Source organism: Roseovarius atlanticus, from assembly GCF_001441615.1.
Lineage (GTDB): Bacteria > Pseudomonadota > Alphaproteobacteria > Rhodobacterales > Rhodobacteraceae > Roseovarius > Roseovarius atlanticus.
The window spans coordinates 165,775-177,992 of the sequence record NZ_LAXJ01000016.1 but is presented as its reverse complement, the minus strand read 5'-3'; the positions used below and the strand labels follow the sequence as shown (position 1 = coordinate 177,992).

Here is a 12,218-nt window from a genome sequence, read left to right as displayed (position 1 = left end):
TTATGTCCCAGTTCAGTTCACTTCTCATCGGTAACGAAAGCCTCGTGATCCAGTGTGGCGATCTGTTACGCGGCGAGGGTCACACGATCGCCGCCGTGGTGACACGAAACGAGGATGTCGCAGCCTGGGCCGAGGCGGCGGGGTTGAAGGTGATCGCGCCGGGCCGTGACCTCGGCGCGCGCCTTGGCGGGCTTGAGTTCGACTGGTTGCTGTCGATCGCCAATCTCGACCTCATCCCGGAGGACGTGATCGCCCTGGCACGGCGAGGCGCGGTCAATTTTCATGACGGACCCTTGCCCGCCTATGCCGGACTGAATGCGCCGGTCTGGGCGAAGCTGGCGGGAGAGAAACGGCACGGGATCTCCTGGCACCTGATCGAGGGCGGTGTGGACGAGGGCGATATCATTGCCTCCAAGGCGTTCGAGATCACCGATGGGGACACGGCTTTTTCGCTCAACACAAAGTCATACGTCGCCGCGATCGAAAGCTTCACGGATCTGATGGCAGAGCTGTCGGGATCCGCCCCGGCCCGTCATCCACAGGACCTCGAGCGACGGAGTTATTTTGCGCGTGACGCCCGACCGATGGCCGGGGCTGTGATGAACTTCAACAAGCCCGCCAAAGAATTGCTGCTCCTCATACGCGCGCTCGACCACGGTGAATACTGGAACCCGCTCTGCCTGCCCAAGTTCGAAACCGGCGGAGGGATGTATCTCGTTCGCGAAGGGCATGTGTCGGAAAGTGTCTCGGGCGCGGCACCGGGTACGGTGCTTGCGGCGGATGACGATCAGCTCTGTATCGCCACCGAAAGCGGCGATATTGTTCTGACATCCGTCACGGCCCTCGACGGCGCGCGCGTGCGGCCGTCGGAGATCACTCGCGTTGGCGCGATACTCCAAAGTCCTGCGGCCGATCTCAGGAAACAGATCCACAACGATCTTGCACCGCTTGCCAAGCACGACCCGGCCTGGCGCCTTGCACTCGAAGCGATTGAGCCCGTCGAACTGCCGCTGATATCTGCCGCGTCCGGTCCGGCCCGACCACTGGCGCGGAACGTGTCCATCCCTGCAGGAGTAACGGCCGATAAGGTTCGCACCGCGTTCGCCCTGATGATGGCTCGACTAAGCGGCAGCGCAGCAGCCGATCTGGCACTTGCGGTGCCGCGACTGTCCGGACCGGCGGCGGCGCAAGTCTGCGAGTGGGTGCCGGTGCGGCTCGTGCAATCAGACAGTTTCGCCCAGATGACAGGTGACCTGTCGAATCTGATTTCGGCGGCGCGCGCACGCGGCCCGTTTGCGGCGGATCTTCTGGCGCGCCTGCCAGGGTCAAGGCCGACCCTGCCGGAACTTGCGCTGTCGGAGGACGCAGAGACGGGTCTGGTGGGTCCGTCAGCGCTGACGCTGGCGGTCACGGATGGCTCTGCGACGCTCTACGGAGATGCAGCGCGCGTTTCAGCGGCGGCGCTGGATCTTTATGCCGCGCGTCTTTCGCATCTTGTGGCGCATCTCGGCGAAAGCGATGACCCCGCTGCGTTGCCGATCCTGCCGGAGGATGAGCGGCGAAGCATGCTGGTGGACTGGAACGCCACCGGCAAGGACTACGACGCCGGGCAATGCATACATAAGGCGTTCGAAGCGCAGGTGACACGCACACCAGAGGCCGAGGCGCTCGCCTTCGAGGGTGCGAGCCTGACCTACACCGCGCTGAACGCTGCTGCGAACCGGATGGCGCATCGTCTGATAGGTATGGGTGTAAAGCCCGGCGTGATTGTGGGACTGCACCTCCCCCGCTCGGCGGAGATGGTCATCGCGGCACTTGCGATCCTCAAGGCGGGGGGCGCTTATCTTCCTATGGATCCCTCCTATCCGACCGACCGCACCGCGCTATATCTCGAGGACAGCGAGGCCGGCGTGATCGTCACCAACGCCGCACTGGCCGCAGCGCTCCCTTCAAGTGCGGCTGGGGTTCTAGATATCGACCAGGACATGTCCGACCGGCCCGAGACCAATCCCGACAGCGGCGTGACGGGAGAGGATCTGGCCTACGTGATCTACACCTCCGGCTCGACCGGGCGGCCAAAGGGCGTGATGGTCGAGCACCGCAACGTCGCCAATTTCTTTGCGGGCATGGACGACAGGATCGACCACGACCGAGGCGGGATCTGGCTGGCGGTGACGTCACTGTCCTTCGATATTTCGGTGCTGGAATTGTTCTGGACGTTGGCGCGCGGTTTCAAGCTGGTGATCTCGGGTGATGAAAGCCGGGCCTTGGTCGCGGGCGACGGGGCAGGGGGCGGCGCCGGTGCCGGCGGTATGGAGTTCAGCCTGTACTACTGGGGCAATGACGACGGCACAGGACGCGGCAAGTATCGGTCGCTGCTCGAAGGGGCGAAGTTCGCCGATACGCACGGCTTTTGCGCTGTCTGGACGCCCGAACGCCATTTCCACGCCTTTGGCGGCCCTTATCCGAACCCGTCGGTGACCGGCGCCGCGGTGGCGGGGCTGACGCAGAATATCGGTGTGCGGGCAGGCTCCTGCGTGGCGCCGCTGCATCATACCGCGCGCATCGCCGAGGAATGGTCCGTGATCGACAATCTGACCGAAGGGCGTGCCGGCCTTGCCATTGCAAGCGGCTGGCAACCCGATGATTTCGTGCTGCGACCCGAAAATACGCCGCCTGAAAACAAGCCTGCCATGTTCCGGCAGATTGCCGAATTGCGCCGCCTTTGGGCGGGCGAACCCGTGGCCTTTGCCCGCCAGAATGGCGAGTTGCACGAAGTCGTCACCCAGCCGCGTCCGATCTCGAAGACGCCGGAACTGTGGGTCACGACTGCGGGAAACCCGGAAACCTGGAAGGAAGCAGGGCGCAACGGCTGCAACGTGCTGACGCATCTTCTGGGCCAGTCCATCGACGAGGTCGCCGGAAAGATCGAGATCTATCACGAAGCCCTCAGAGCCGCCGGACACGATCCGGCACGCTTCAAGGTCACGCTGATGCTGCATACCTTCCTGGCCGATAGCCGGGAGACGGCGCGCGAGATCGCGCGCGAACCGATGAAGGACTACCTGCGCTCTGCGGCAGGCCTCATAAAGCAGTACGCCTGGGCCTTCCCGGCCTTCAAGAAGCCGAAGGATGTTGACAATGCCTTCCAACTCGACCTTGGGTCGCTGACCGAAGAGGAACTTGAGGGCATTCTGGATTTCGCGTTCGATCGCTATTTCAACGACAGCGGCCTCTTTGGCACCATCGAAGACGCGATGACGCGCGTCGCGCAGGTAAAAGAGATCGGGGTGACGGAAATCGCCTGCCTGATCGACTACGGCATCGAGGTCGATACCCTGCTGGACGGTTTGATTCCGCTGGCGGAGATTGTAGCCCGGGCCAATGCCAATGCAGGTCCGGCGGCGGACGATTTTTCGATCGCGGCGCAAATCTCGCGCCACAAGGTCACGCATCTTCAATGCACACCCTCGATGGCGCGGATGCTTTTGATGAACGAGGAATCCAGCGCCGCGCTGTCGCAGGTCAAGCATCTGATGCTGGGCGGCGAGGCGTTGCCCGGCGCGCTGGTCGGCGAGCTTGCGGCTCTGACGGACGCACATGTTGAAAACATGTACGGGCCGACGGAAACGACGATCTGGTCCACGACGCGCACGGCCGAGACGGGCGCGGGCGTTGTCGGCATCGGTACGCCGATCGCCAACACGCAGGTTTACGTGCTGGACGACAAGATGGAGCCGGTGCCAGTTGGCGTGCCCGGTGAGCTCTTTATCGGCGGCGACGGCGTCGCACGGGGCTACTGGAAGCGCGAAGATCTGACGGCCGAACGCTTTGTCCGCGATCCGTTCTCGGATCGAACCGGCGCGCGGCTATATCGCACGGGCGATCTGGCGCGATGGCTGCCGGAGGGCGAGCTGGACTTCCTCGGTCGCGCCGATTTCCAGGTCAAGCTGCGCGGTTACCGGATCGAACTGGGTGAAATCGAGAGCGCCTTGGATAGGCTGGACACTGTGCGCCAGTCCGTGGTCGTGGTGCGTGAGGATATTCCGGGTACGCAGGTGCTGGTGGCGTATCTTCTCGCCGATGCCGCGATAGACGAGGCGGCCCTTAAATCTGCGCTGGGCGAAGTTCTGCCCGCGCACATGATTCCCGCACGCTTCGTGACGCTCGACGCATTCCCCCTGACGCCCAACAAGAAGGTGGATCGCAGCGCCCTGCCGGCGTGGTCAGCGCCCGAACGAGAGGTGGCCGCGGCGCCAAAACCTGCCTCAACACCATCTGACGCGGGCACGTTGCCGACAACTGCCGGATTCGACGGAGATGTCGAGGCCGAAATTTCCGCGATCTGGAGCGCGATACTCGGCGTCGGCAGCATATCGGCGCGCGACAACTTCTTCGATCTGGGAGGGCACTCGCTTCTTGCGGTACAGGCACATCGCGAAATCAAGTCGAAGCTGGGGGTGGCAAAGCTGTCGATCACCGACATTTTCCGCTTTCCGGTTCTGGGGGATCTTGCAGAAGCGGTTGGCGACAAGCTCGGCGGCGGCGCCCCGGCCCGTTCAGCGCACGCTATGAAGACCACATCCCAGACCGCCCCCACGCCAGAACCAACCGAGGCGCCGGCCGTGTCGCGTGAGGATGCCATGGCGCGCCGGCGTGAGATGCGTGCGCGGCGTCGCCGGGGCTCCTGACCGGTTCGATGCTTGCAAAAAGGAGGCTCCGGGACGCTATCGAAGTTTATCTCGGCGCAGAAGCCGCAACCCGCGTCGGAATCGGACTTGCCGACACAAGGTCGCGCGCCGAAGGGCTTTGGCCGTCCGAGCAGATTGCGACCGGGAGCATGGTCGAAAAGAGGCTCCGGGAATTCGCGGCAGGACGGGCCGCCGCGCGCCTGGCGATGGCGGAACTCGACGTTGATGCGTCGGGCGTGCCGATGGCCGCGGATCGCGCACCCATCTGGCCGGAGGGGCTGACCGGGTCGATCACTCATACCGATCTACATGCCTTGTCGCTTGTGGCCTTTCGCCGCGACATGCGCGCCATAGGTGTCGATCTGGAAGATGCCGTGCCGCTGGCGCCGGACCTGTGGAATATCGTCCTGAGCGGCGCCGAGACCGCCTCTGTCTCGGACGGGATCGCGGCAAAACGAATCTTTTCCGCAAAGGAAGCCGTGTTCAAAGCGCAGTATCCAGTGACCGGGCGTCTACTGGAATTTCTCGATGTCGAGGTGGAGCTGACCAAAACAGGGTTCGCAGCGCGCATCGAACCTCATTCTCCGGGACTTCCCGAAACCCTCAACGGCCTTTCCGTCGTCACGGATGGCGTTATCCTGTCTGTCCTCTCGATCCCCGAGACCGATGTCAACGGGTACGACGCTTGATCCTGAAGTCCAATGTCGGTGCTGCCACCTGGTTCGGCATGGCCAGATTCAGGTCTGGCCAACAGAACGGCTGTCGTCCAGTCCAAACAGGTTCGCCTCGGCGATGCCGCGCTGGATGAATGCGTCGCGGTTGGGTTCGGGACGCCAGCCCAGAAGATCCTTGGGCCGGTCGTTCACGAAGCGCGAGAAATGCGCACGGCTTTTCCAGTCTGCCAGTGATGGCCGGACAACCCCATGCCGGCGCAGGGCGTATTTCTTGAGCACGTACTTCACCGCGTCGCCGGCATAGAAGGCGTAGAGATTGCCAGACTGCACGTCGATCTTTGCCCCCAGCACCTCATGGATTGCCTTGAAATAGCCTTGAGCGGACAGCATCGGGTCCCCGACCAGGTTGAAGCTCTGGCCTTCCACATCCGCGTCGATCATGCGTACCAGACCGTCGGCAATGTCGTCGTTGAGCACAAACGGCAGGATGTTGCGCCCGTGGCCCCAGATCCGGACCGCCCCGGCGCCATGCCAGCGCCCGATGCCCCAATGCTGAAGCGGGCCGCCCGGTCCGATGACGATACCGGGTCGGGCGATGACCAGTGGCAGACCGCGCTCACGGTGACGTACGAGCAGTTGGCGTTCGCATTCCGCCTTGGATCGCGCGTAAAGGTTCCGGGTCGTCATGTCGGCGGGAAAGGGAGTGTCCTCGGTGATCTTCGCGCTGGGATCCGACATATCGTATGACGCTATGGTGCCGGTGTAGATCAACCGTTTGACGCCGGCGTCCATGGCGGCGTCGGCAACGCGAAGGGCAACGCCCACATCGTTCTCGAGCGCTTCCTCCCAAGTGTCTTCCAGCGCCTTGGCCAGGTTAAAGACCACGTCGATCCCCTTCATCGCCTCGGTCAGGCCGTCGCGATCGCGCAGCGAAACACCGACGGTCTCTATATTGTCGGGCAGGTCGGGAAACGGGCCGGTTCTGCCACGCGACAGCACCCGCACGTCCCGGCCGTCGGCCACGAGACGGCGGGTCAGGGCACGCCCGATAAACCCCGTGCCGCCAATGACCATGGCGGTCGGTTGTGGCTTGTGGGTCTGGACGGCGGGCGCGGCGGGCGTCATCTGTTCAACCGGAAGCGCGTTAATGGCGGCGTCAATCGCCTGCATGACGGCCAGGGCGGAGTCGCCGCTGAACCGTGGGTCTTCGGATCCACCATAAATCGCAGCGGTCATGCCTCGGAAACTGCGGCCGTAGGGATTGAGAGTGTTGAGCGAGCGCAGCTGAACCCATGCGTTGGACCAGCCTGCGCGCCGGTGCTCCCGCGCCAGACGCCGCTGCCGGTTCAGTGGATTGAGCACAAGGTCCGAGGCGTTCTCGCGCTCGATGGTCAAAACGTCGGCAGCATAGTCAAGCCGTGCCCGCGCCGAGGAGCCGCGCAATGTGACGGACCGGTCGTCGATTACCTCGACCATGGTCAGGTGAAAGGTCACGTCGATGCCGCCCGCGCGGGCGAGGATACGAAAACCCTGCGGACGTGGATCGTTTACGGGCAAGTCGACCGGATAGGATGCCTGCGCGCTCAACACCTGGATTTCACCAAAGAGATCGTGCGCGAACGCGAAAGCGTGCGGGCCGAGTTCCAGAAGAAGGTTCTTGGGCTCGCGTAAAAGCCAAAGGTTGAATGGACCCGACCGTAGCGGCGCGAGCGGCAGCGCCCAGGTGATCTCGGCGGTCGAGATCAGCCCGTATTCGCCGGCCTGCATTTCGGCCTTCATTCGGGTATAGGCCGGCAGGCCGAGAAAGTTGTGCCCGGGCGAGAACCTGCGTCCGGTACGCTTGGCGGTGTCCAAAATCCTGCGCGTGTCTTCAGCGCTTTCGGCGACAGGCTTTTCGACCAGCACGTCAAGCCCGCATTCTAGGCACTGGATGGCGAGCGCTGCGTGTAGATGCGGCGGCGTGAGGATATGTACCGCGTCACAAACGCCGGACGCGAGGAGATCCTCGACCGAGGTAAACGGCCGCGCGCCATGCGCGGCGGCAAGTGCCTTCGCCGCTCCGGCGCTGACATCGCAAACCGCTGCGAGCGTCACGCCGGGCGTGGCCTTTAGCGCGTCGGCGTGCCAGCTTGCGATATATCCTGCGCCGATCAGCCCGACGGAAATGGGTTTGGACATGAAAAACCTCGTTTCACTTGTATTCAATGATGTGCATGTCGGACCCGGACAGGTACCGCCACAAATACTTGGCCATACCGATGAGATTGGGGAATTTGGACAAGGTCAGAAGCAACGCATGACCGAAGGCCTCTCTTCCGGGCAGCCCCTCTCGGATCAGGCTTTGCGCAGTTCGGATATAATTCAGCGGATAAAGCCCCAGAAGCGCGACGGTCAGCCAAGGGCTCAGGAACAGTGAGAGCAGGATCGCCAAGGGCAGTGCCAGCCCGTAGACCAGCACGCGCCGGCGTTCCGTGACGAAGAAATCGGGATGCAGGTGGCTCACTTGTGCAAAGCCATGGCCCGTCCGCACCGCGCGTTTCCACCATTGCGAAAACCGCGACATGGCTGCGTCGTGGCGTGTCATCCCGACCGGAATGCGATGCAACTGCCAGCCGGCCTTGCGCAGGCGCTGACAAAACTCGTCATCCTCGGCGGCGATGACCTGGGGGTTCATGCCGCCAAGCTCTGCCCAAATCCGCGCGCGGACCATCATGTCCCCGCCGCAGGTCGCGATTTCGCCTGCCGGGCGATGCCATTCCCAGTCGCAAAGCTGGTTGTAAAGGCTCTCGTCGCGCCTCATCTCAGAGCGCCAGCCGGTTACGAGACCGACCTCGTCATGACCATCCAGATGGTCGCGCGCGGCGTCGACGAAGCCGGGCACGAGGCTGCAATCGCCGTCGATGAATAGGACGTAGTCATGTGCGTGAAGCGCCGCGAACCCGGCATTGCGGGCGCGGGCAGCGGTGAACGGTACGGACATGTCCAGGCTGACCACCGTCGCGCCCGTTTTCTGCGCCTCCGCGACGCTGTTATCGGTCGATCCGCTGTCGACATAGACCAACTGCCGAGCCTGACCGTCGACCGAGGCCAGAGCATCGATCAAGCGCTGGCCCTCGTTTCTGCCAATCAGAACGACGTCCACCGGGGTCATGGCGCATCTCCGCCAGCGCCGGGCCGCTTTGTTGTCGGAGGCGAATCGGCGGCATAGCCCTCGACCAGGGCGCTGAGCCAGGCGGCTTCGTTTCGGATGTCGAACGCCTCGGCAACCTTGACCCGGCCGGCCTCGCCCATCCGCCTGCGGCGCTCCGGGTCGTCGAGCAGTTTCGTGATGGCCCAGCGCAGCGCCTCGGCATCCCCGGGCGGAACCAGAAGGCCGCTTTCCCCATCCGCGACCAGTTCGGACACGCCAGCGATACGCGTCGTGACGACCGGAACAGCTGCGGCAAGGGCTTCCATAAGGACGACCGGAAGACCCTCGGCAAAGCTGGGCAGGACGAACAGGTCCGTACGGCCAAGCGCTTCGGCGACGTCCGCCTGGCTGCGATAGCCGTGGAACGTGACACGGTCCGACAGGTTCAGCGCCCTTGCCCGTGCTTCAATGGCTTTGCGTTCCGGTCCGTCTCCGATCAGGTCCAGATGCCAGTCCGGACGGTCGGATACGCCGGCCAGAGCTTCCAGCAGAACCGGCACACCTTTCACGCCCGCGAGCCGCCCCACGAACAAGAGCCTTTGCCCTTCGTGCGGCGAGGCGCGATAGCGGCCGGGCTCGATGCCGCAATGCACTATGTGGAATTTGGTCCAGTGGGCCGCGTCTGCGAAGCACATGAGCTGGCTGCGGCAGAATTCCGAAATACAGGCAACAAAGCGTGCATGCTCCGCCTTCTTGTCGATGCGCCAATGGATCGGCTCGAAAAAGATGTCGGGCCCATGAATGGCAAAGCTGTAGGGGATGCCGGACAGCTTTGACGCCAGCATCGCCACCGTGCAGGAGGACTTGGCAATGTGATTGTGTAGATGCGCAACGTTCTGCTCCGCCAGATGTTGGGCGAGAACGCCCGCCTCGATGAAGTAGATAAGGTTGTAAGTCCGGCCCTTGAGCCCCGCCGGGGCCGCCTGCCAGGCCAGTGCAAGCGCCGAAAGATACCGGGCGGGCCACCGCAGCCAGTGAAGATGCGCGCGCAAGACGGTCAGCGGTTTCTTGCAGCTTTCAAGAAGCTTGAAAGTGCGCGCGTGTTCGTCCCGCTGCTCGGGCCCGACAAGATGTTCCGCGCCTGTGGTGCGGACGGAGCAGGTCAAAACGTCGTGGCCAAGCTCGCGCAGTGCCGCGATTTCGCGTTGGATGAAGGTATCCGACGCGCGCGGGTATTCTCCGGTCAGATAGGCGAGTTTGGTACGAGTCATGACTCGGCCTTACTGATAGAAGCTTGCAGCATTCCGGCGAAATCGGTCTGATCCTTCCCGCCGAGTGCGCTGCGCAGCGCCGTGTTGGGCCACTGCAACGGCATGAGTCGGGCGCGCAGGATCGGCTCTTGCAGCAGACCGGGCAGGCGCGGTGCCAACGGACGCAGCAGCCGGGCTGTCATCAGCCAGAAACGGTAGGGCAGGGGCAGCACGAGATGTGGCCACCCGGCAATCCGGCGATGCGTTCGTACGAAACGGATGCGCGTCGGGCGATCATCATCCAGTACGTTGAGCGCGCGCACCCCACCCGGATCCGTGCAAGCCGCTGCGACCAGAGCCTCGGCCGTGTGATCGACATGGGTGTGCGGCAATTCTCCGCCGCCATCGATACAGACGAAGAGCTTTGATACCCAGAAGCCAAGCAACGGATGGAAGGTGCGCCCGGGACCATAGACCGCGCCGGGCCGCATAAGCCATGTCGGTTGGCCCGCCGCGATGATCAGTTCCTCCTGCCGGAGCTTTCCAGCGGTGTACGCGTCGCGCGCGGTCTCGGGATTGTCCTGCGCAGTCTCCTCGGTCACCGTGTCGCCATCCGCCAGAGTCATCGGATCGTAGACGGCGATCGAACTGACATGAACGAGACGAAGCGGCTTGTCAGATAGTACCGCCAAAAGCGTTTGCGTCGCGGCCACGGTGTCGCGGTCATGTGCATCAGCATCTCCACCGAGATGCGCGGCGGCATGGATTACTGCGTCGACATGGTCCAACGCATCGACCAGAGCGGCTCCGGCAGTATCATCCGACAGGTCGATCCGAAGCGGCGTGATCCCTGCATCGTCGGCCCAGTCGGGGGGCAGTGTGCTGCGGTAGATCGCAAAGACCTCGAGCCCGCGCGCTCGGGCGGCCCGGACACTCGCCTGGCCGATGAAGCCACTTGCCCCGGTGATCAGTATCCGCGTCACATCGCCCATGGCATCGGCTCCATCGGGGCGCACCGCGTGGTCATGCTTTGCGCGCCGCTTGTCTCGCCCGCGGACTGGATCGCGAGTGTCACTTCAGTCATGTGCAGCGCAAAATCCCCGCCGAGCCGACACTCGCGCCCCTCGCGGATCGCAGCAAGAGCGTCAACGGGACCGAGCATGAAGTTCATTGCCGCCGCGCCCTTGCGCGTGACCTTGGGGTGGGTCGGTTGCGGCAACCGGATACGGCGGGGAAAAGGATGCTCCAACAGCCGCCGCCGGATCGTCATTCGCCGAGCGAACGTCACCTTCGCGGCATTGTCCCAAGCCGCCTTGCAGGCCAGTACGCCGGCATCTCCGGTGATGCGGATGGTGTGATCGTGTGGCGCTAGGATTGAACAGGTCAGGCGCGCAACGGGTCCGTTCTCGAAAAACAGCGTGGTCACAGACAGGTCCGGCGCGAAGGGCCCTTGGCCTTCTTTCTCGGGATAGCATTCCGCCGAGGCCGAGACCACGGTGCGCACAGACCCGAACCACGAGATCAGCCAGCCAAGGTAATACCCTGCATGTTCAAGTGTGCATCCCACGCGAAATTCATCCTCGAAGGGCCAGGGCGCACCGCTTTCCGAGGTCCATTTGCGGTAGGCGGCCTGCGGGATGAATCCGTCGTCGAGTTCGGCATAGATGACGCGCGGCGTGCCCGCGATTCCCCGACGCAACGCATGTCCCAGCGTCTGCGCCGCCTCGCCCAAGCTGGAGCATGGCGCCGAGGCGAGTATCAGTCCCTTTTCCCGTGCCCGGGCGTGTAAGGTCTTCGCGTCCTCCACGCTCATCGCCAGCGGCTTCTCCGAATAGACCGGATGACCGGCATCCAGGCAGGCCAGGGTTGTCTCGTAGTGTGCGGACGGATTGGTGAGGTTGAGGACCAGCGCGCCGGGCGCCGCATCCAGCAACGCCTCGAACGACGGCTGTGCCGGCACGTTCCAGTAGTCGCAGAATTGCTTCAACCGGGTCTTGTTCTTGTCGTAGACCCCGGCGACGGAGATCTCCGGATGGCCCTTGAGGGACCGCATGTAGAGATCCGCGACAAACCCGCATCCCATCAAACAGACCCTATTGCTCATTCCACATTTCTCTGAAATCGCGCCACGTCCCGGCATTGCAACCCAAATACTTTAAAAAAGACGACGTTCGAAACCTTCTTTCAATCGACTGTAAGCTGCCATTATTCAGGGAGGCTTGGCAACGGAATTGGGCGGAATCGTCCAAGAACACCGTCAGAGCCGCCCTATGGCACAACAATCCACCACGTACCCCGGCATTGTTGCGCCGGGGCGGTTTTGCCGCCGAAAGCCCGTGAAAAATCTTCGCGGCGATTGAAATTGGTATAAAAACCGGCTCAGGGGAAGTCGCGCGCGCCGAGGTTTACCTCGCGATGCGTCTTCGTCCTAGGCTGACAGCCGTACTGTATACTGCTAAAGATGTCGATATTT

Annotated in this window: 7 protein-coding genes; 2 read left to right on the top strand and 5 right to left on the bottom strand. The window is 63.2% G+C overall.

Annotated features, from left to right (window positions below; translation table 11 throughout):
- Positions 1 to 2: 2 nt before the first annotated feature.
- A complete protein-coding gene (locus XM53_RS14550) occupies positions 3 to 4,691 on the top strand; it encodes a MupA/Atu3671 family FMN-dependent luciferase-like monooxygenase (RefSeq protein WP_057794533.1) in 4,689 nt (1,562 codons plus the stop codon).
- Positions 4,692 to 4,840: 149 nt separating this feature from the next.
- Positions 4,841 to 5,380, top strand: a complete 540-nt coding sequence (locus tag XM53_RS14545) for a 4'-phosphopantetheinyl transferase family protein (RefSeq protein WP_057794531.1) — start codon at positions 4,841 to 4,843, stop codon at positions 5,378 to 5,380.
- 48 nt (positions 5,381 to 5,428) lie between these two features.
- Here the strand turns inward: XM53_RS14545 and XM53_RS14540 are convergent, their stop codons facing one another.
- From XM53_RS14540 to XM53_RS14520, 5 genes are read right to left on the bottom strand one after another with little or no spacing between them, the layout of a single operon-like run.
- A complete protein-coding gene (locus tag XM53_RS14540; RefSeq protein WP_057794530.1) occupies positions 5,429 to 7,543 on the bottom strand; it encodes an NAD-dependent epimerase/dehydratase family protein in 2,115 nt (704 codons plus the stop codon).
- Positions 7,544 to 7,556: 13 nt separating this feature from the next.
- On the bottom strand, positions 7,557 to 8,516 hold the full coding sequence (locus tag XM53_RS14535) for a glycosyltransferase (RefSeq protein WP_057794528.1): 960 nt from the start codon (positions 8,514 to 8,516) through the stop codon (positions 7,557 to 7,559).
- Entirely contained in the window at positions 8,513 to 9,766 is a 1,254-nt protein-coding gene (locus XM53_RS14530; RefSeq protein ID WP_057794526.1) for a glycosyltransferase family 4 protein, read from the bottom strand. Before XM53_RS14530 ends, XM53_RS14535 begins: the two co-directional genes overlap by 4 nt.
- Positions 9,763 to 10,737 (bottom strand): NAD-dependent epimerase/dehydratase family protein, encoded by a 975-nt coding sequence (locus tag XM53_RS14525; RefSeq protein WP_057794524.1) that lies wholly within the window; start codon positions 10,735 to 10,737, stop codon positions 9,763 to 9,765. Before XM53_RS14525 ends, XM53_RS14530 begins: the two co-directional genes overlap by 4 nt.
- Positions 10,725 to 11,849: a Gfo/Idh/MocA family protein gene (locus XM53_RS14520; protein ID WP_057794522.1), complete on the bottom strand. Its 1,125-nt coding sequence runs from the start codon at positions 11,847 to 11,849 to the stop codon at positions 10,725 to 10,727. The genes XM53_RS14525 and XM53_RS14520 overlap by 13 nt, the downstream gene beginning before the upstream one ends.
- Positions 11,850 to 12,218: the final 369 nt, after the last annotated feature.

Excerpts from the sequence above, each read along its gene's own strand:
- XM53_RS14540 (WP_057794530.1), bottom strand. The coding sequence starts at position 7,543 with ATGTCCAAACCCATTTCCGTCGGGCTGATCGGCGCAGGATATATCGCA.
- XM53_RS14545 (WP_057794531.1), top strand. The coding sequence starts at position 4,841 with ATGGTCGAAAAGAGGCTCCGGGAATTCGCGGCAGGACGGGCCGCCGCG.
- XM53_RS14535 (WP_057794528.1), bottom strand. The coding sequence starts at position 8,516 with ATGACCCCGGTGGACGTCGTTCTGATTGGCAGAAACGAGGGCCAGCGC.
- XM53_RS14525 (WP_057794524.1), bottom strand. The coding sequence starts at position 10,737 with ATGGGCGATGTGACGCGGATACTGATCACCGGGGCAAGTGGCTTCATC.
- XM53_RS14520 (WP_057794522.1), bottom strand. The coding sequence starts at position 11,849 with ATGAGCAATAGGGTCTGTTTGATGGGATGCGGGTTTGTCGCGGATCTC.
- XM53_RS14550 (WP_057794533.1), top strand. The coding sequence starts at position 3 with ATGTCCCAGTTCAGTTCACTTCTCATCGGTAACGAAAGCCTCGTGATC.
- XM53_RS14530 (WP_057794526.1), bottom strand. The coding sequence starts at position 9,766 with ATGACTCGTACCAAACTCGCCTATCTGACCGGAGAATACCCGCGCGCG.